Source organism: Chitinophaga polysaccharea (genome assembly GCF_902150045.1).
Lineage (GTDB): Bacteria > Bacteroidota > Bacteroidia > Chitinophagales > Chitinophagaceae > Chitinophaga > Chitinophaga polysaccharea_A.
The window spans coordinates 2,754,382-2,773,249 of record NZ_CABFVU010000001.1; the positions used below are offsets into that span (position 1 = coordinate 2,754,382).

Sequence of the window (18,868 nt, forward strand, 5' to 3'; positions counted from 1 at the left end):
TGCGAAAAATTATTGTAGCATGAAGAAATTATTTATTACAGCCGCTATTGTGCTGGCTATGGGCGGTGCAGCAAGTGCACAGCGCTATTGCGTGATAGATACAAAATATATCCTGGAAAGCATCCCGGAGTACAAGGAATCGCAGAAGAAACTGGATGCAGTTGCTGAGCAATGGCAGAAAGAGATTGATGCCAAATTCCAGGAAGTGGATAAGATGTACAAGTCGTATCAGGCAGAACAGGTAATGCTCACAGAAGAATTGAAGCGTAAAAGGGAGGATGAGATAGTAGCCCGTGAAAAAGAGGCAAAGGATTTGCAGAAGAAGCGTTTCGGTTACGAAGGCGATCTTTTCAAGAAAAGGGAAGAACTGGTAAAGCCGATCCAGGACAGGATCTACAATGCTGTGCAAAAGCTTTCTGCCAGCAGGATGTATGATTTTGTACTAGATAAGGCGGCCGGCGCCACCGTTATTTTTTCTGATCCCAAACTGGATAAAAGCGAAGAAATTCTGAAATCTTTGGGTGTAAAGAAGTAACTCTGTACCTATTTTTTAACTATAAGTATTAAAATTTTTTTAAACACAGACAACATCATGAAGAAGTACGTAATTATTGCTTTTGTGGCGGTTACCGGTTTGTTCAGCGTGAATGCAATGGCACAATCCAAAGTAGCGCATATCAATTTACAGGCGCTGGTAGCCAGCATGCCGGACGCCAAGAAGGCAGAAACTGATCTGCAAACTTTTGCACAGGGACTGGAAGGTGATGGGAAAGCACTGGTAGATGAGTATACGAAGAAAATGAAAGAATTCGATGATAAAGCGGCCACTATGACCGACAATATGAAGGAAATCAAAGGTCGTGAAATCCAGGATGCCCAGAAACGTATCCAGGATTACCGTGAAGGCGCTGAACAGAAAGTACAGGCTAAACAGCAGGAACTGCTGAAACCCATCTTAGATAAGGCCCGTAAGGCTATTGAAGATGTGGCAAAGGAAAAAGGTTACAACTATGTGATCGACAGTTCTGCCGGTATACTGCTGGTTTCCCCGGCTGCAGACGATATCCTGGCTACTGTAAAGACTAAACTGGGTATTAAATAATTAATATTCCTAATATTAAAAGTGGAATGTAGTGAAAGCTGCATTCCACTTTTACATTTAAGAATTGGTATTTTAATTTGCTTTTCAAAAATTTTCTGCTACCTTTGCCTTCCGTTTTAAAAAACACAATCCTTTAATCCGGGAGTTTTAGTATAGTACAGGTAAAAACAAAAAAAAGAAATGAAACGTACTTTTCAACCGCATAACAGACGCAGAAAGAGCGTTCACGGCTTCAGAAAGAGAATGGAAACTGCTAATGGCCGTAAGGTATTGGCTTCCCGTAGAGCAAAAGGTCGTAAGAAGCTGACTGTTTCTGACGAGCGTAAGCTGAAATAATTAGTAGCTAAATACTATTTGCCATAAAAACTTATTCTTTTAGCAAGGAAGAAAGGTTAAAAAGCAGAAAACTTATTGAAACGCTTTTTCGTGAAGGAAAAGCGTTTTCTGTTTTTCCCTACCGGGTTGTTTATATGCCGCTGAAAGAAGCGGGTAAATATCCCGTGCAGGTAGGCTTTAGCGCCACTACCCGCCGGTTTCCCCATGCGGTAGACCGGAACCGCATCAAACGCCTGGGCCGCGAAGCCTGGCGCCTGCAAAAACAGGAGCTGTACGATCATCTCCGGTCGGAATCAAGACAGCTCGCTGTTTTCCTCATCTATACCGACAAAAAAATCGCTGATTTTTCTACCCTGAAAGACAAAATTTCGGTAATTTTAAAGAAGCTGCAAACCAGCGTTTAGCACCGCAGTTAGCTTTGGCTGATGGCAGCGAACCGGCATTCAACATTCCGTTGTATGGACCGTTATTTTTTCTGGCTAAAAAGCTGACTGCCAAAAGCTGCTTATGAACCGAGTTGTGCGCTGGTTGAGTTTCCCTTTTATCTTCCTGATAAAAATTTATCAATGGTTTATCTCGCCCCTCCTGGGCAGTAAATGCCGCTATACGCCCACCTGCTCGCAATACGGGCTGGAAGCATTTAAAAAATATGGCCCGTTTAAAGGTGGCTATCTCACCATAAAGCGTATCTTGTCCTGCCACCCCTGGGGCGGCCATGGATATGACCCGGTACCATAACCATCAACATTGCCAAATAACATCATTCATCTTATACATTCGTTGCATGCGTGCATTTTTCAATAAAAGAAAGAAACTGGCAGCAGCATTGCTGTTGATCATCACCACTGCGGGTATCTTCGCTTTCAATGAAAACGATAAATACTTCCAGATAGCCAAGAACCTGGACATATTTGCCGCTTTCTACCGGGAGCTGAATACTTACTATGTAGATGATCTTCCCCCTGAAAAGGTAATGCGGAAAGGCATTGAGGCCATGCTGGAGGAAACAGATCCCTTTACTGATTTTGTTTCCGAAGAAAACCTGGACGACCTTAAATTCATGGCTACCGGCAAATACGGTGGAGTAGGCGCTTCCATCAATACCAACGGCGAATGGACCGCTATCACCGATGTATACGAAGGCAGCCCCATGGACAGGGCCGGCGTAAAACCAGGCGATATCATTGTGAGCATGGATGGTAAATCCAGCAAAAATGTAGCCCAGGAAGATATTAGCCGGCAGCTGAAAGGCGCAGCCGGCACCCCGTTGGATATGGTGTTCCGCAACCCGGTAACCGGCGTGGAAACCCCTAAAAAGATCATCCGTGAAGAGATTAATGTGAAAGCAGTAAGCTATGCCGGCATCCTGAAAAATGATATCGGCTATATTAAAATGACCCAGTTCACTGAAAACAGCGGCGCCATGGTACGCCAGGCGGTGGAACAGCTGAAGCGTGTCAACCCCGCCTTAAAAGGAATGATACTGGACCTGCGCGGCAACCCGGGCGGATTACTGGATGAAGCCGTTGTGGTAGCTAACATTTTTGTTGATAAAAATAAACTCATCGTAAGTACCAAAGGAAAAGTAAAGAACTGGGACCGCAATTATGAAACCACCGAGCAACCGGTGGATCTGCATATCCCGTTAACAGTGCTTACCAATCACTCCTCTGCCTCCGCCGCTGAAATAGTAGCAGGCAGCATCCAGGACCTCGACCGCGGACTGGTAATAGGACAGCGCTCTTATGGAAAAGGACTTGTGCAAACCACCCGTCAGCTGCCCTATAATACCAAACTGAAAGTAACTACTGCCAAATACTATACGCCAAGTGGCCGCTGTATCCAGGCCATCGATTACTCGCACCGCAACGACGACGGCAGTGTGGATTATGTACCGGATTCCCTGCGTAAGTCATTTACCACCGCAGGCGGCCGTGCTGTAAAAGATGGCGGCGGTATTGAACCGGATGCAAAGGTAGACCCTACCTACATCAGCCAGGTTGCTATCACGCTTCTCCGCAAACAATTCATCTTTGATTACGCCACCAGCTATTATTACAATCACCCGAAAATTGCTGCTGCAGGGTCTTTCGCTCTCTCAGAAAGCGACTTCGAAGATTTTGTGCGTTATCTCGATAATAAGGATTACAGCTATAAAACACGCAGCGAGGAGGCCCTCGACTCTTTCAAAAGCACAGCGAAAAAAGAGAAGTACTATGATGCCGTTGCCAAAGAGCTGGAAACACTGGAAACAAAAATGAAGCACGATAAAAAACAGGACCTGCTGAAGAATAAAACAGAAATAAAAAGGTTACTGGAAGAAGAAATCGTAAACCGGTATTACCTGCAGAGAGGCCGTATCATCAAGTCGCTGGAATGGGACAACGAGGTAAACACGGCGGCGGATCTGCTGCATAACCCGTCAAAATATAAACAACTGCTTACCGCAGTAAAGTAACAGCCGGATTCCCCGGTATCAGTTATTTTAATGAAGCCTGTAAATAAGCTCCGGCGCCGCATCCGGGATTTGTTTGCAGGCTTTATGGTTCTCCTTTCCCGATTCTCATATAAATTATGAATTCCGGGAGAATAATTATATTTTGAGAGTTCCAGTGAATAATAAACTTATATCATTTCTCAAATTAAATGGGTTATCATGCCAGTAAATTCCAATGAAGACTCTCGCCGGAGTTTCATCAGTAAATTTGCCAAAGGAGTAGTGGGCGCATCCTTGCTGCCAAATATCCTGACCGCAGCTGACAAACAAAGAAACATCCAGTCACTTTCCCGCCTGAAAGAAAAATACAGTGCCAACGACCAGATACAGATAGCGCTGATAGGCGCCGGCGGCATGGGAACAGCGGATGCCAATACCGCGATCACTGTGCCTGGCGTAAAACTGATAGCCGCCTGTGATTTATATGATGGCCGTTTGGCGGATGCAAAAAAGAAATGGGGTAATGATATTTACACTACCCGAAGCTACCAGGAGATCCTGGATAGAAAAGATATTGATGCGGTGATCATTGCAGTGCCGGACTTCTGGCATAAGGATATTTCCGTGGCTGCCATGAACAAAGGCAAATCCGTTTACTGCGAAAAGCCAATGGTACACGATATCAGTGAAGGCTCTGCAGTAGTGGAAGCACAGCAACGTAACGGTAAAGTGGTATACCAGGTGGGCAGCCAGGGTATGAGCTCACTGGGTAATGAAAAAGCCAGGCAGCTCCTGAAAGACGGCGCCATTGGTAAACTGAACTATGCAGAAGGCTTCTGGGCCCGTATGTCGCCCACTGGCGCATGGCAGTATCCTATTCCTGCGGATGCTTCTCCAAAAACGGTTGACTGGACCGCCTATCTTAAGAATGCACCAAAACGTGATTTTGACCCGCTGCGTTTCTTCCGCTGGCGTAATTACAGGGACTATGGCACCGGCGTTTCCGGCGACCTGTTTGTTCACCTGTTTTCCAGCCTGCACCTGGTAACCGGTTCCCTGGGGCCCAATAAAATAATGGCTACCGGTGGCTTGCGTTACTGGAAAGACGGAAGGGAAGTACCTGATATTATGCTGGGTATGTTTGATTATCCTGAGACTGAGATTCACCCTGCGTTTAACCTGTCTCTCCGCGTAAACTTTGTAGATGGTACCGGCGGTACCAATTACCTCCGTATGGTGGGTAGCGAAGGCTCCATGACCGTAGAGTGGGATAGGGTGACCCTGTTCCGCAACAATGTACAGGTAGATGAAAACGATCCGCTGGCTGCTGCAAATGCTGCTGCTTCCAATAATGGAAAATCGTATGCCTATCACCGTGCGAACATGCTGGATCCTGAAAAAATGATCTATGAAGCAGAGAAAGGATATAAAGGTGCGCATTTCGATCACTTCTACAACCTGTTTAACGCCATGCGTACCAACGGTAAAGTAGCGGAAGATCCTACCTTCGGGTTCCGTGCAGCAGCGCCAGCACTGTTGTGCAACGAAAGCTATTTTGATAACAAGATCATCCACTGGGATCCGAAGAACCTGAAATTGGTGAATAAGTAATTTAAACCTGATACATTATGAAGCACCTTTTGATACCTGCCTTGTCGGTATTCAGTATTGCGGCCATGTCTTGCGGAGGTGGTACCACACACAGCGAAAGAGCCAACGCTGTTGCAGTTATGGATTCTGTGGTAAGTACTGCGCTTGCAGATTCTGCCGGTGCGGTTTTAACTGAAGCGGAAAAAGCGGAGGGCTGGCAACTGTTGTTTAACGGCCATACCCTGGAAGGCTGGCGTACCTACAAAAACAAGCCGGCAGATTCCTGGGTAGCGGAGAAAGGGATCCTGCATTGCCTGGGGCATAAAACAGACAAGTCGGATGTGCGGGGCAACCTGATCACTGATAAACAGTTTGAGAATTTTGAACTGACTGCCGACTGGAAGTTGTCGCCGCAAGGTAATAGCGGTATAATGTACATGGTAACGGAAGAATTTGAAACCCCTCAGCTGAGCGGGCCGGAATACCAGATCATTGATGATAAAAATTTCCCGGAGAAGCTGGAGCCCTGGCAACATACAGGCGCCAATTATGCCATGAATCCTCCATTAGTGGATGCCGCCAATCCTGTTGGCGAATGGAATACTACAAAGATCATTGTAAACAAGGGTCATGTAGAGCATTGGCTGAACGGGAAGAAGACAGCAGACTATGAGCTGTGGACGCCTGAGTGGAAGCAGCATAAAGCCGAAGGCAAATGGAAAGATGCTAAAGGTTATGGCCTGTCTAAGAAAGGCCATATTGCATTGCAGGACCATGGCAGCGAAATATGGTTCAAAAACTTAAAGATCAGAGAGCTGTAAACAATCGGTCCAGCTTATAAAAAATCCCGTCAAGGTTTACCTGACGGGATTTTTTTATGCAGTTCATTGAACCGGCGAATGCTTATAAAGCTGCTTCGTAGCGTTTGCTGATAGCGTTCCAGTCGATCACATTCCAGAATGCTTTCAGGTATTCCGGACGACGGTTCTGGTATTTCAGGTAGTAAGCATGTTCCCATACGTCTACACCGAGGATAGGCGTACCTTTTACTTCAGCAACATCCATGAGTGGGTTATCCTGGTTAGGTGTGGAAGAAACTTCCAGTTTGCCATCTTTTACAGTTAACCATGCCCAACCAGAGCCGAAGCGGGTAGCGCCGGCATTGTTGAATTTTTCCTGGAATGCTTCAAAAGAACCAAAAGTACTGTTGATAGCATCTGCCAGTTTACCGGTTGGAGCACCGCCGGCATTAGGCGCCAGGCTGGTCCAGAAGAAACTGTGATTCCAGTGTCCACCGCCATTGTTTCTTACAGCCGGGCTGATTTTACCGGCATTGGCTACCAGCTCTTCCAGCGATTTGTTCTCATTTTCTGTGCCTGCTACTGCTTTGTTCAGATTATCTACATAAGCCTGGTGGTGCTTACCATGATGAATTTCCATTGTCAGTTTATCGAAATTCGGCTCTAACGCATCAGTTGCGTAGGGTAAGCTCGGAAGTGTAAATGCCATAACTTAGATTTTTATGGGTTTTAAAATATGATTTCTTGATAGTCGCCAAATTTACTGCCAATCCGTTAAAATTTAGACATTTAATTATTAAGTTAAGGTATACTTACCGGTGGATGACTGTAAATTGGGAAAATCAGCCGTGTGCTGGTCTTGATCACATGGAAAATTATTTTATATTTACAGGTACCTGGTTTAACTAAGGAGTAACTTCAGAATATTTTTTCAGGTGTGACTGGTGGTTGTTTACCTGTTGTTTGTTTAAAACTAAATAGTATGCAGACAGGCTCGGACTCGGGGCTACATTTTTCCCTCAATGCCTTACAGAAGGAAAATGAGCATTTAAGAAATCGTATCCATTGGTTGGAGAGCGTTTTACATCATGTACCCGCCATGATTTACAGTTATGATAACAGCACTAAATCCGTGACCTGGTGTAATGACCGCCTCGCGGAAACAGTTGGTTTTTCTGCCGATGAGGTAACGGGAATGGGCATGGAATTTTTCCGGCATATCATGCATCCGGAAGATTTTAAACTGGCTGCAGTAGCACAGCAATCTTTTATTAATAATAAAGCGCAATTTGGCGGCCTGGCCCGTATCCGCAAAAAAGGTGAAATCGATTACCGGTGGCTGCTAGGCCTGGAAGTGCCGTTCACCCACGACAGGAACGGAAGGGTAGTGGAAATTATCTGCGCGTTCCTTGATCTTACCAATGCCATTGACACCGATGTGCAATTGTCTGAAGCATTGAGCGCTATCATGCGCCGGCAGAATGAAACCCTTCTCAATAAACTGACTCCCCGGGAAAAAGATGTGCTGGGCATGGCCGTGAAAGGGCTGAACAACAAGGAAATTGCACAATCGTTGAGCCTTAGCCGTTATACCGTAGAAACCCACCGGAAAAATATCAGGCTGAAATTGAAGGTGCGCAATACATCGGAACTGGTGGCCATTGCCCGTAAGATTGGATTTGAATAAATACACTTTCCTGGTAACCAGTGTTTAATGGGGGAAACAACCGGTTGTAAAATATCTGCTAAAAGTTGCTAAACACTTAAAAAATACCCAACATTGGGTATTTGCTTGTTTTTCAAACTCAACTAATTTAGTGGATTAATATTAAATGTGTTTTTTAAACAACCGGTATGATTACTATCTGAAACACTCCTATGACTATGATAACCGAGGAAAGAGCATTTGACATCTTACAACTGGAGGAATCCGCAACTGCAGAGGAAATTGTGGCCCGTTACGAAATTCTGAAAGATCAATACAGAAGAATTAAAGACGAAACGGAAGACCTGAGAACGCGGCTGGCTTACCAGTTGAAACAAATAGAACTGGACGACGTATTTATATATTTCAGAAGGAAACAAAGAATATAAGAGGACTCTTGCCGGGCTTCTTATATCATCATCCATTGGTTGTACTTTAGTTCAGTTTCATCCATTCTTCTTCTTCATTTATATATCTGCAGGGAAAACTATGTCCGCATCTGCCTGTTAGCTTTATTTCGTTATATTTATGCGTCTAAACCCTACCTAAACACTCAGTCTATGAATGTTATCTTGATCGTTTTGATAGTGCTGGCCTTAGTGGTTATACTGTCATCGTTTGTAACTGTACAGCAGGGAAACATTGCTGTTACCACCATCTTTGGTAAATATAACCGGGTGCTTTTTCCCGGGCTGAACTGGAAAATACCCATTATTGAAAAAGTGTTTAAAAGGGTATCTATCCAGAACAGGTCTGTAGAGCTGGAATTCCAGGCCATCACCATAGACCAGGCCAATGTGTATTTCAAAGCGATGCTGTTGTATGCTGTGTGGAACCAGGAAGAAGAAACGCTGAAGAATGTGGCGTTCAAATTTATGGATGAAAGAAGTTTTATGCAGGCGCTGGTACGTACCATTGAAGGCTCCATCCGTGGTTTTGTGGCTACCAAGCGGCAGGCGGAAGTGCTGGGACTGCGTAAAGATATCACTGAGCACGTAAAGGAACAGATCGATAAAACCCTTGAGGAATGGGGTTTCCACCTGCTGGACCTGCAGATGAACGACATCACTTTTGATGAAGTGATTATGAAGTCGATGGCTCAGGTAGTAGCTTCCAATAACCTGAAAGCGGCTGCTGAAAACGAAGGACAGGCATTGCTGATCACTAAAACCAAAGCGGCGGAAGCAGATGGTAACGCCATCAAAATTGCAGCGGAAGCTGAGCGCCAGGCTGCCCAGCTGCGTGGTATGGGCGTGGCCCTGTTCCGGGAGGAGGTGGCCAAAGGTATGAGCATGGCTGCCAAAGAAATGCAGCAGGCCAACCTCGATACCTCGGTGATCCTCTTCTCCATGTGGACGGAAGCCATTAAGCACTTCGCTGAAAATTCAAAAGGAAACGTCATCTTCCTGGATGGTTCTTCCGAAGGGATGGATCATACCATGAAGCAGATGATGGGTATGAATAAGCTGATGGATTCCACCAAAAAATAATTATCTCCTTTGTTCAAAAAAGGTTTTCATCAGCTGTAAACTTTCTTCGCTGCAGGGGCCGGCCTCCAGTTTTGTTTTCGGATGAAACGGGGACCGGTCGCCGGTAGCTCTCCGGTAACTGTTCTTATCATCCGGCGCTGCATATACGATCCTGCCTATCTTACTCCAGTAAAGTGCGCCGGCGCACATCAGGCAGGGCTCCACTGTTACATACAACGTTGCCTCCATCAGGTATTTACTTCCCAGTGTATTAAAGGCTGCCGTTAGCGCAATCATTTCTGCATGTGCGGTACAATCATTCAATCTTTCTACATGATTATATCCACGGCCAATGATGCGGTTGTTCAGTACTACCACTGCACCAATAGGCACTTCCCCGTCTTCAAAGGCCTTGCGTGCTTCCTGCATCGCCTGCCGCATAAAATGTTCGTCCGTCATAACAATTGTTGGTGATCAACCCCGGCACATACAGGCCGGGGCTGATAATTATTTGTTGATCATTGCCAGAAAATCATCTTCCGACAAGATCTTGATAGTATTGATTTTTTTTGCTTTTTCCAGTTTGCTGCCTGCGTCATCGCCTACAACCAGGTAGTTGAGCTTGCTGCTCACACCGCTCATTATTTTGCCGCCTTCCTGTTCCACCATTTCCTCCGCTTCGCTGCGCTTCAGTTTATGCAGGGTACCGGTAAATAAAAACGTTTGCCCGTTGAGGTTACCTGAAGCATGCGTTTCCTTTTTGGTGTTGGTCATGCTGATGCCCAGCGCAGCCAGCCTGTTCAGCATCTGGATATTGTCGTTGTTGGCGAAGAACAACCGGATGGAGCCGGCCACCTTAGGCCCAATATCTTCCAGTGCAAGGATCTGTTCTTCTGTCCAGTTTTGCAGGTCCATAATGTGGTTCACTGCATTGGCCAGTGTTTTGGCGGTAGTTTCCCCCACATAGCGGATACCCAGCCCGAAGATGAGGCGGTGCAGCGGCTGTGTTTTGGATTGTTCAATGGCCGACTGGAGGTTGGTCAGCGATTTTTTGCCGAAGCCTTCCAGTGCACCAATCTTTTCGAAATCCAGCTCATAGATGCCGGGTATGTCTTTAAGGAGTCCTAATGAAAAGAATTTGCGGACATTGCTTTCGCCGAAGCTTTTGATGTCCATGGCATCTTTGCTTACAAAGTGGATCATTCTTTCCACTACCTGCGCTTCGCAATTGATGTTGGTACAGCGCCAAACGCTTTCTGTTTCCGGCTTTACGAGCTTATCGTGGCATACGGGGCATCGTACCGGGAAAATGATTTCCTGCTCGCTGCCGTCCCGCAGGTCGGCTACTGATTTCACGATGTAAGGGATTACGTCGCCCGCTCTTTCCACCAATACGGTATCTCCCAGTTTCAGGTCTTTCTCTTTAATTACTTCTTCATTGAAAAGGGAAATGGATCCTACGGTCACGCCGCCAATGGGCACTGGGTCAATCTTTGCTACCGGTGTGATGGAGCCGGTACGGCCCACCTGGAACTCTACGCTGCGGAGTTTACTGGTAGCCTGCCGGGCTTTGAATTTATAGGCGATGGCCCAGCGCGGGTGGTGGGTGGTCATACCCAACCGGTCCTGCAGGTCATAGTCATTTACCTTGATCACCATGCCATCTATTTCATAGGGCAGGTTATCGCGTTCTGTTTCAAATTTCAGCACGTAGTCGATCACGTTCTGTATGCCTTTTACCACTTTCTTTTCTCTGGCGGGGCTGCGGAAGCCTAATGTAGACAATAGTTCCAGGGTGCCGCTATGTGTTTTGAGCACGTCCGGTTCTGTTTTCCCCGGGTTCATGTTATGATAGCTCATATGATAGAGGAATGCTTCCAGTCCGCGTTTGGCTACCTCGTTGGGATCTACCATCCGTAATGAACCGGAGGCTGCATTGCGCGGGTTCGCCAGGGGGGGCAGGTTATCGGCAATACGTTTATCGTTGAATGCTTTGAAGGTGTTTTTATTGATGAGCACTTCCCCGCGTATTTCTATCTGGTGTATGCCATACTTTGAAAAAGAGGCCGATAGCGGGATAGAGCGGATCTGTTTAATGTTGGTGGTGATGTCTTCCCCGGCAACGCCATCGCCGCGGGTGGCGCCGCGAGTAAGCCGGTCGTCTTCATAGATAAGTGAAATACTGGCGCCGTCGAACTTGGGTTCAATGCAGTATTCAATTTCAGCAAGACCAGCGCTTTCCCTTGCTTTGCGGTCCCAGTCAAGCAGGTCGTCTGCATTGTAAGAGTTTTCCAGGCTGAGCATAGGCACCAGGTGTGGTACCGTCACAAATTCTTTGGTGAGGCCCTGGGCTACCCGCTGGGTGGGCGAGTCGGAGGTAACGAGGTCGGGATGTTCCTGTTCCAGTTTTTTCAGCCAGGCAAATAACTGGTCGTATTCATAGTCGCTGATCACGGGCTCACTTTCCACGTAGTAGCGCCAATCGTTATAGCTGATTACACGGCGAAGGGCATCCAGGGTTTCATCAATGGATTGCAGCAGTTGTTGCTGCTGCAAGTGGCTGAGCAGCTGTTTGGCCAGCTGTGCCAGGGCTATTTCTATCTCCTTTGTGTACATAATTGATATAACTGAGCCGTAAATTTAAACTTATCTTTCAGGTTAGGGATATGTCTTCAAAAAAATCCGGTCACTTTGTTTTAAATGTGATATTTTTTTCTTTCATTTGAATATAGTTCCGCGCGTTATTCGAAAAACTGACGTTTACTGTAATTCCACGTCTTTATGATGTCTATGTACACCAAGAACCTCAACACACACCTTGTTGAAATACAGGATTATTTCAAGGTAGCCATATCGGTCGACTGTGTTATTTTCGGCTTTAACAATGATGAGCTGAAAGTACTGCTGATAGAATCAGATCTCAAAGAATTCAAGGGCAAATGGTCGCTGCTGGGCGATATTGTAAGGCCGGAGGAAGAGCTGGATGAAGCAGCCTACCGGGTGCTGAAAGCTCGCACGGGGCTCGACAATGTGTATCTGGAGCAGGTGCAGACTTTCGGTGCAGTGGAACGCCACCCCGCCGGGAGAGTGATCACCGTAGCTTATTATTCACTGGTGAACATTGAACATGTGGAACTGAAGATGAGTAATAATGAGCTGCACTGGCATAGCGTAAAGGAGCTGCGTGAAATGGCGTTTGACCATAAGCAGATCCTTGACACCTGTCATGAGCGGCTAAAGCAGCAGGTGCTGGTACAGCCTATTGGTTTCAACCTGTTGCCCCGCAAGTTTTCCCTGCGCGAATTGCAGAACCTGTATGAAGCTATCCTGGATATGGAGCTGGACCGTCGTAATTTCAGGAAGAAGTTTTTATCGATGGATTTGCTGATGGATCTGAATGAAGAGGAAGAAGATGTACCACATCGTCCGGCAAAGCTCTATAAATTTAATTTTGATAAATATGATCAGAGAAAGAAGCGGTATCTCGGGATAGGCTTTTAGAAATGGTCAGTATAATATTTTTTTCTCCCTTACTTTTTAAATCTCCCCTGTTCCTGTTAATTTAAATGAGGCGGAAATCCTTTACCAAGAAGGATTTGAGAAGATGTATGTATACCGGAAAATGGCTGTGTTAATTTTCTATCTAAAAAGAAAAAAAAAGTTTGTTTTTAACAAAAATTTAAGTAAGATTGTGTAAGATATACACATCCTAAGAAGCAAACTATTACCAGTTATAAAACCAAAATTTAACTCGTTCGCCAAAAACATTTTTCGTTTGTTTTATTACCGTATGTAGAAGATTCCATTTAACAAGCTTGAAAAACTATAAATCATTTATCACTCGTTTGATTTTATAGTTCCACGTTATGAATCATAAGACTGCTAAGCATTAATGCCTTGTGTCTTACTTTACGCTTTCCCTTGTGCAGGTAATGTACAGGGGAAAGTTGTTTTAGGGAAATACTAACCCGATTGGGGATCAGTTAAAAAATTTGCAATAAGATCAGGAACCTGTTCAATCAATTCTAATTCTGTTTAAACCCGCGCTATGCCGGCATTTCAGCTGGTTTTTCCGTAACTTGCATTCTTCGTGGTTTTCATGCAGGAAGCATGGAGCCCTGGTCAAAAATCCGGTAATTGATATGTCTTATACACCACAACATAAGGTTCGCATTGTAACAGCAGCAGCTTTGTTCGACGGGCATGATGCCGCCATCAATATTATGCGGCGCATTATGCAGGCAAAAGGCGCCGAGGTGATTCACCTGGGGCATAACCGTTCTGCGGCAGAAATTGTAGACTGTGCTATCCAGGAAGATGCGCAGGGTATTGCTGTTACCTCCTACCAGGGAGGCCATGTGGAATTCTTTAAGTATATGTACGACCTGCTCCAGGAGAAGGGCTGCGGTCATATCAGGATATTCGGCGGGGGCGGTGGTACCATTCTCCCGGTGGAAATAGCGGAACTGCATGCTTACGGCATTGCGCGCCTCTATTCCCCGGACGACGGCCGGCAAATGGGCCTGGAAGGAATGATCGAAGACCTGATCCGCCAATGTGATACAGCGGTTAAACCATTATCTGCCGGTGAGGAGAATATTTCCCAGCTGCAGGCAGATAAAAACCCAAAGGTGATTGCCAGGGCTATCAGTTTGGCTGAAAATGACATGCCGGTATCCCTGCTCAGCGGGCAGAAGACAAGGACCGCTGTTACCGTAGATGAAACTGCCGGCGCCCGTATTACCCATACGGCGGCAGACCCGGAAAGATCTCCCGTACTGGGCATTACCGGAACAGGGGGCGCGGGTAAAAGCAGTGTAACCGATGAACTGGTGCGCCGCTACCTGAATCATACCACCGATAAAACCGTGGCCGTAATTTCGGTAGACCCCTCCAAAAAGAAGACCGGCGGCGCCTTGCTGGGCGACAGGATCCGGATGAACTCCATTCATCATCCGCGTGCATACATGCGCTCACTGGCTACCCGCGAAAGTGATAAAGCCATCAGCGAACATATCCAGGAAGCTATCGACATCTGCAAACTGGCAGCGTATGATTTTATTATCCTGGAAACATCCGGGATAGGCCAGAGCGATACCGCTATCACCGACTATTGTGATGTATCGCTGTATGTGATGACACCGGAATATGGTGCGGCTTCCCAGCTGGAAAAGATCAACATGCTCGATTATGCAGATGTGATCGCCATCAATAAGTTTGACAAAGCCGGCGCCCTGGATGCCCTGCATGATGTACGCAAACAGTATAAGCGTAACCATAATCTCTGGAACGCTAAGGAAGAAGAATTGCCTGTAGTAGGCTCCATTGCTTCCCAGTTCAATGATGCCGGTATTAACCTGCTGTTTGAAAAGGTAATGGAAAAAGTGGAAGAGAAAACCGGCGCCAGTTTCGGACCTATGGCCCATGAAAGCGTTAAGTCCACTTCCACCAAATCACAGATCATTCCTCCCGCCAGGGTACGCTACCTCGCGGAAATTGCAGAAGCCATTACAGATTACAGCAAATGGGTAGACGAACAATGTAAGCTGGCAACACAATTGTACCAGGTGGAAGGTGTAATGGCGCTGCAGCCGGCATCGGCCGCCGCATTGTCCGATATAAAGGCCCACCTGGAAAAATCATTGCATCCTGAATGTAAAAAACTGGTGGAAGACTGGCCTGCACTGGTGAAAAAATATACGGCGGATTTTTACGAGTTCCAGGTGAGGGACAAAGTAATTAAACTGCCACTGTACAGCGAGAGCCTCAGCCATAGCCGTATTCCGAAGGTGTCGCTGCCTAAGTACAAAGACTGGGGCGATATTCTCCGCTGGCAGCTCACCGAAAACCTGCCCGGTGAATTTCCGTATGCAGCAGGTGTGTTCCCGCTGAAACGGGAAGGAGAAGATCCCACCCGTATGTTTGCCGGTGAAGGCGGCCCTGAAAGGACCAACAAGCGCTTTCACTACGTATCGCTCGATCAGCCGGCCAAACGCCTGTCTACCGCGTTCGACAGCGTTACCCTCTATGGAGAAGATCCTGCGCTGCGTCCAGACATATACGGTAAAGTAGGTAACTCCGGTGTAAGCATCGCCACCGTGGATGATGCCAAGAAGTTATACAGCGGGTTTGATCTCTGCGATCCGAAAACATCTGTATCCATGACCATTAACGGTCCTGCGCCAATATTACTGGCGTTTTTCATGAACGCTGCCATTGATCAGCAATGTGAGAAATATATCAGGGAGCAGGGACTTACAGAAAAAGTAAAGGCGCTTATCAGTACCAAATTTAAAGATCATCCGTTGCCACATTATAACGGCAGCCTGCCCGCGGGTAATGATGGGCTGGGTTTGGAGCTGCTGGGAATTTCGGGAGAAGAAGTACTGGATAAAGACGTATATGAAAAGATCAAAGCGCATGCCCTCAGTACGGTGCGGGGCACTGTGCAGGCGGATATACTGAAGGAAGACCAGGCGCAGAACACCTGTATCTTTTCTACTGAATTTGCATTAAAACTGATGGGCGATGTACAGGAATATTTCATTACCCAAAAGGTCCGCAATTTTTATTCTGTAAGTATTTCCGGTTACCATATTGCAGAAGCCGGCGCTAATCCCATTACACAGCTGGCGTTTACCCTGGCCAACGGTTTTACCTATGTAGAGTACTACCTGAGCCGTGGTATGAACATCGATGATTTTGCACCTAACCTGTCTTTTTTCTTCAGCAACGGCATGGACCCTGAATATGCGGTGATAGGACGTGTTGCCCGCCGCATCTGGGCCAAGGCTATCAAGTATAAATACAAGGGGAACGACCGTTCCCAGAAGCTCAAATATCATATTCAGACTTCCGGCCGCAGTTTACATGCACAGGAAATTGATTTCAATGATATCCGTACCACGTTGCAGGCGCTGTACGCGATCTATGATAACTGCAATTCCCTGCACACCAACGCTTATGATGAAGCCATTACCACGCCCACTGAAGAAAGCGTGAGAAGGGCCATGGCTATACAACTGATCATCAACCGGGAACTGGGTACCGCTAAAAATGAAAACCCGGTGCAGGGCTCATTCTTCATAGAAGAGCTTACCGACCTGGTAGAAGAGGCCGTACTGGCGGAATTCAATCGCATCACCGAACGCGGTGGGGTATTGGGCGCCATGGAAAGAATGTACCAGCGTAATAAGATACAGGAGGAGAGCCTTTACTACGAATCGTTGAAACATACCGGCGAATTCCCTATTGTAGGTGTAAATACTTTCCTGAATAAAAACGGATCGCCTACCATTATCCCGGCGGAAGTGATCCGCTCCACCACGGAAGAAAAAGAGTTCCAGATACATACGCTTGAAGCGTTTCAGCAAAGGCATCAGCAGAAGAGTGCGGCAGCGCTCAGGCAGTTGCAGCAGGTGGCGGTAAGCAACGGCAATCTTTTTGCAGAGCTGATGGAAACAGTGAAGCATTGCTCGTTAGGGCAAATCACGCACGCGCTGTACGAAGTAGGAGGGCAGTACCGGAGGAATATGTAACGCCGCGGAGTTTGTCTGACTCAGGATTAAACTGATTACGCTGATTACGCTGATTTGATTTTGTAATGATTTAAAATGATTTGGGGAGATTTAAGCGGATATTCGCTTATGTCTCCCCAAATCATTTTTTAATCAGTTATAAAATCCAAAAAATCAAATCAGCGTAATCAGCGTAATCAGTTTAATCCTGAGTCAGACAAAATTCGCGCGCCGAAGGCGCAGCGCATCAAAAAGCCCGCAACTGATGCTGGCGCCCGGAAGAAGCGCTTTTGTGAAGTTTCCGGCCGCTGATGAGGACGATGATTGATAAATCGTTTAAGCAAATCCATAAAACTTTTCTATTTTAGGGTTTCCTAAATTCAAAAAACGTTATGGTTGCAAGGAGAGATTTTCTTAAGAACAGCGCCCTGGTAGCAGGCGTAGTTGGGCTTGGATTGCCCAAAACAGTATTTGGCTGGAATGGGTATACTTCCCAACGCCCGCCCCTGGCAAAGCGGAAATTCACCAGCGAAGCGGTGGAAAAAACAATTGTAAAGGTGAAATCCCAGATCGCTGACACCAAACTGGGATGGCTGTTCGAAAACTGTTTCCCTAACACGCTCGATACAACGGTTAACTTTAAAAAAGAAAACGGCCGGCCCGACACGTTCGTGATCACCGGTGATATCAATGCCATGTGGCTGCGCGATTCCTCAGCCCAGGTATGGCCTTATCTGCCACTGGTAAAGGATGATGCCAAACTGAAAGAAATGGTGGTAGGTGTTATCAACCGGCAAACGAAATGCATCCTCATTGATCCGTATGCCAACGCCTTTAATGAAGGCCCTACCGGCAGCGAATGGGATAAGGATCTGACCACCATGAAGCCTGAGCTGCATGAGCGTAAATGGGAAATTGATTCGCTGTGCTACCCCGTACGCTTATCTTATAATTACTGGAAGATCAGCGGTGATAACACGCCTTTTGATGATAAATACAAACAGGCAGCCCAGCTGATCGTGAAAACATTTAAGGAGCAGCAACGTAAAGACGGCCACGGTCCTTACAAATTTCAGCGGAATTCGCCCGTACAGTCTGATACCGTTGCCAACGGAGGCTGGGGTAATCCCATTTCACCGGTAGGCCTGATCGTATCTATCTTCCGTCCTTCTGATGATGCTACGGTGTTTCCTTTCCTGATCCCTTCCAATATGTTTGCCGTAGTATCGCTGCGTCAGCTGGCGGAGATCAGCGAAGTAGTTTATAAAGACGCTGCCTTTGCGCACGAGTGCACACAACTGGCAGACGAGGTAGACCGCGCTATTAAAGCACATGCTATTGTGGAACATCCAAAACTGGGTATGATGTATGGCTTTGAAGTGGACGGCTTCGGCAACCGTTTGTTCCTCGACGATACCAATGTGCCCAGCCTGTTGTCTATTCCCTACCTGGGATATACCGGCATTGATGATCCTTTGTACCAGGCTTCCCGTCACTTTGTATGGAGCAATTTCCAGCCCTGGTTCTACCGTGGCAAGTATGGCGATGGCGTGGGCAGCCCGCATACCGGTAATGATTATATCTGGCCAATGAGTATTATCATGAGAGCTTTAACCAGTCATGATAAAGAGGAAATAGCTTCTTGTATTAAAACATTACGCAACACCGATGGCGATACCGGGTTTATCCATGAATCTTATCACAAAGATGACCCGACTAAGTTCACCCGTCCGTGGTTTGCCTGGGTGAACACCCTTTTCGGAGAGCTGATCCTGAAAGTAAGCCAGGAATATCCTGACCTGCTGAAGAGACAATACGCATAAACAATCCGGAATATTCCTGTCAGGGATTTTGTGGCTTATGTTCAATATATTGCGAACATATACCATAAAATCCCTGATTTTTTTAGTTA

At 46.5% G+C, this 18,868-nt stretch carries 17 protein-coding genes; 14 read left to right on the plus strand and 3 right to left on the minus strand.

The genetic code is table 11. The features are described from left to right. The first annotated feature begins 19 nt into the window (after window positions 1-19). The 8 genes from FN124_RS11305 (at window position 20) to FN124_RS11340 (ending at window position 6,286) form a co-directional block, all read left to right on the plus strand. The gene (locus tag FN124_RS11305) at window positions 20-535 is read left to right on the plus strand and encodes an OmpH/Skp family outer membrane protein (RefSeq protein WP_142684825.1); all 516 of its coding nucleotides are present in this window, start codon (window positions 20-22) and stop codon (window positions 533-535) included. 57 nt (window positions 536-592) lie between these two features. Further along, complete coding sequence (locus tag FN124_RS11310) at window positions 593-1,102, plus strand: OmpH/Skp family outer membrane protein (protein WP_142684826.1); 510 nt, start codon at window positions 593-595, stop codon at window positions 1,100-1,102. A 180-nt stretch (window positions 1,103-1,282) separates the two neighbouring features. Beyond that, entirely contained in the window at window positions 1,283-1,438 is a 156-nt protein-coding gene (rpmH, locus tag FN124_RS11315; protein ID WP_012788729.1) for a 50S ribosomal protein L34, read from the plus strand. Between the two features lie 23 nt (window positions 1,439-1,461). Continuing rightward, on the plus strand, window positions 1,462-1,842 hold the full coding sequence (locus FN124_RS11320; protein WP_142684827.1) for a ribonuclease P protein component: 381 nt from the start codon (window positions 1,462-1,464) through the stop codon (window positions 1,840-1,842). 103 nt (window positions 1,843-1,945) lie between these two features. After that, the gene (gene yidD, locus FN124_RS11325) at window positions 1,946-2,176 is read left to right on the plus strand and encodes a membrane protein insertion efficiency factor YidD (protein WP_079471177.1); all 231 of its coding nucleotides are present in this window, start codon (window positions 1,946-1,948) and stop codon (window positions 2,174-2,176) included. Between the two features lie 46 nt (window positions 2,177-2,222). Further along, the gene (locus FN124_RS11330) at window positions 2,223-3,896 is read left to right on the plus strand and encodes a S41 family peptidase (protein ID WP_142684828.1); all 1,674 of its coding nucleotides are present in this window, start codon (window positions 2,223-2,225) and stop codon (window positions 3,894-3,896) included. A gap of 198 nt (window positions 3,897-4,094) precedes the next feature. After that, a complete protein-coding gene (locus FN124_RS11335) occupies window positions 4,095-5,486 on the plus strand; it encodes a Gfo/Idh/MocA family protein (protein ID WP_142684829.1) in 1,392 nt (463 codons plus the stop codon). Between the two features lie 17 nt (window positions 5,487-5,503). After that, window positions 5,504-6,286, plus strand: coding sequence for a 3-keto-disaccharide hydrolase (locus tag FN124_RS11340; protein ID WP_142684830.1), 783 nt, complete (start codon window positions 5,504-5,506; stop codon window positions 6,284-6,286). 82 nt (window positions 6,287-6,368) lie between these two features. On the opposite strand, the gene FN124_RS11345 is transcribed toward FN124_RS11340, so the two are convergent. After that, window positions 6,369-6,974, minus strand: a complete 606-nt coding sequence (locus tag FN124_RS11345) for a superoxide dismutase (RefSeq protein WP_142684831.1) — start codon at window positions 6,972-6,974, stop codon at window positions 6,369-6,371. Between the two features lie 273 nt (window positions 6,975-7,247). Here FN124_RS11345 and FN124_RS11350 point away from each other — a divergent pair, with 273 nt between their 5' ends. The 3 genes from FN124_RS11350 to FN124_RS11360 all read left to right on the plus strand — a co-directional run bounded on the left by FN124_RS11350 (window position 7,248) and on the right by FN124_RS11360 (window position 9,460). Beyond that, window positions 7,248-7,952, plus strand: coding sequence for a LuxR C-terminal-related transcriptional regulator (locus FN124_RS11350; protein ID WP_142684832.1), 705 nt, complete (start codon window positions 7,248-7,250; stop codon window positions 7,950-7,952). Window positions 7,953-8,143: 191 nt separating this feature from the next. Continuing rightward, window positions 8,144-8,359 carry a hypothetical protein gene (locus tag FN124_RS11355; RefSeq protein ID WP_142684833.1) on the plus strand — a complete coding sequence of 72 codons (216 nt, stop codon included), beginning with the start codon at window positions 8,144-8,146 and terminating at the stop codon, window positions 8,357-8,359. A gap of 171 nt (window positions 8,360-8,530) precedes the next feature. After that, window positions 8,531-9,460: an SPFH domain-containing protein gene (locus FN124_RS11360; protein WP_142684834.1), complete on the plus strand. Its 930-nt coding sequence runs from the start codon at window positions 8,531-8,533 to the stop codon at window positions 9,458-9,460. Here the strand turns inward: FN124_RS11360 and FN124_RS11365 are convergent, their stop codons facing one another. Both FN124_RS11365 and ligA read right to left on the minus strand, forming a co-directional pair. Then, window positions 9,461-9,898: a nucleoside deaminase gene (locus tag FN124_RS11365; RefSeq protein WP_142684835.1), complete on the minus strand. Its 438-nt coding sequence runs from the start codon at window positions 9,896-9,898 to the stop codon at window positions 9,461-9,463. 48 nt (window positions 9,899-9,946) lie between these two features. Beyond that, the gene (ligA, locus tag FN124_RS11370; RefSeq protein ID WP_142684836.1) at window positions 9,947-12,055 is read right to left on the minus strand and encodes an NAD-dependent DNA ligase LigA; all 2,109 of its coding nucleotides are present in this window, start codon (window positions 12,053-12,055) and stop codon (window positions 9,947-9,949) included. A 165-nt stretch (window positions 12,056-12,220) separates the two neighbouring features. Between ligA and FN124_RS11375 the strand changes: the two genes are divergently transcribed. The 3 genes from FN124_RS11375 (at window position 12,221) to FN124_RS11385 (ending at window position 18,779) form a co-directional block, all read left to right on the plus strand. Continuing rightward, window positions 12,221-12,940 (plus strand): NUDIX hydrolase, encoded by a 720-nt coding sequence (locus FN124_RS11375; RefSeq protein WP_142684837.1) that lies wholly within the window; start codon window positions 12,221-12,223, stop codon window positions 12,938-12,940. 641 nt (window positions 12,941-13,581) lie between these two features. Beyond that, on the plus strand, window positions 13,582-16,977 hold the full coding sequence (locus tag FN124_RS11380; protein ID WP_142684838.1) for a methylmalonyl-CoA mutase family protein: 3,396 nt from the start codon (window positions 13,582-13,584) through the stop codon (window positions 16,975-16,977). 371 nt (window positions 16,978-17,348) lie between these two features. Then, window positions 17,349-18,779 (plus strand): glycoside hydrolase family 125 protein, encoded by a 1,431-nt coding sequence (locus FN124_RS11385; RefSeq protein WP_142684839.1) that lies wholly within the window; start codon window positions 17,349-17,351, stop codon window positions 18,777-18,779. Window positions 18,780-18,868 lie beyond the last annotated feature (89 nt).

Excerpts from the sequence above, each read along its gene's own strand:
- FN124_RS11360 (WP_142684834.1), top strand. The coding sequence starts at position 8,531 with ATGAATGTTATCTTGATCGTTTTGATAGTGCTGGCCTTAGTGGTTATA.
- FN124_RS11365 (WP_142684835.1), bottom strand. The coding sequence starts at position 9,898 with ATGACGGACGAACATTTTATGCGGCAGGCGATGCAGGAAGCACGCAAG.
- FN124_RS11345 (WP_142684831.1), bottom strand. The coding sequence starts at position 6,974 with ATGGCATTTACACTTCCGAGCTTACCCTACGCAACTGATGCGTTAGAG.
- FN124_RS11380 (WP_142684838.1), top strand. The coding sequence starts at position 13,582 with ATGTCTTATACACCACAACATAAGGTTCGCATTGTAACAGCAGCAGCT.
- FN124_RS11330 (WP_142684828.1), top strand. The coding sequence starts at position 2,223 with ATGCGTGCATTTTTCAATAAAAGAAAGAAACTGGCAGCAGCATTGCTG.
- yidD (WP_079471177.1), top strand. The coding sequence starts at position 1,946 with ATGAACCGAGTTGTGCGCTGGTTGAGTTTCCCTTTTATCTTCCTGATA.
- FN124_RS11350 (WP_142684832.1), top strand. The coding sequence starts at position 7,248 with ATGCAGACAGGCTCGGACTCGGGGCTACATTTTTCCCTCAATGCCTTA.
- FN124_RS11355 (WP_142684833.1), top strand. The coding sequence starts at position 8,144 with ATGACTATGATAACCGAGGAAAGAGCATTTGACATCTTACAACTGGAG.
- FN124_RS11375 (WP_142684837.1), top strand. The coding sequence starts at position 12,221 with ATGATGTCTATGTACACCAAGAACCTCAACACACACCTTGTTGAAATA.
- FN124_RS11310 (WP_142684826.1), top strand. The coding sequence starts at position 593 with ATGAAGAAGTACGTAATTATTGCTTTTGTGGCGGTTACCGGTTTGTTC.
- FN124_RS11335 (WP_142684829.1), top strand. The coding sequence starts at position 4,095 with ATGCCAGTAAATTCCAATGAAGACTCTCGCCGGAGTTTCATCAGTAAA.
- rpmH (WP_012788729.1), top strand. The coding sequence starts at position 1,283 with ATGAAACGTACTTTTCAACCGCATAACAGACGCAGAAAGAGCGTTCAC.
- FN124_RS11385 (WP_142684839.1), top strand. The coding sequence starts at position 17,349 with ATGGTTGCAAGGAGAGATTTTCTTAAGAACAGCGCCCTGGTAGCAGGC.
- ligA (WP_142684836.1), bottom strand. The coding sequence starts at position 12,055 with ATGTACACAAAGGAGATAGAAATAGCCCTGGCACAGCTGGCCAAACAG.
- FN124_RS11340 (WP_142684830.1), top strand. The coding sequence starts at position 5,504 with ATGAAGCACCTTTTGATACCTGCCTTGTCGGTATTCAGTATTGCGGCC.
- FN124_RS11305 (WP_142684825.1), top strand. The coding sequence starts at position 20 with ATGAAGAAATTATTTATTACAGCCGCTATTGTGCTGGCTATGGGCGGT.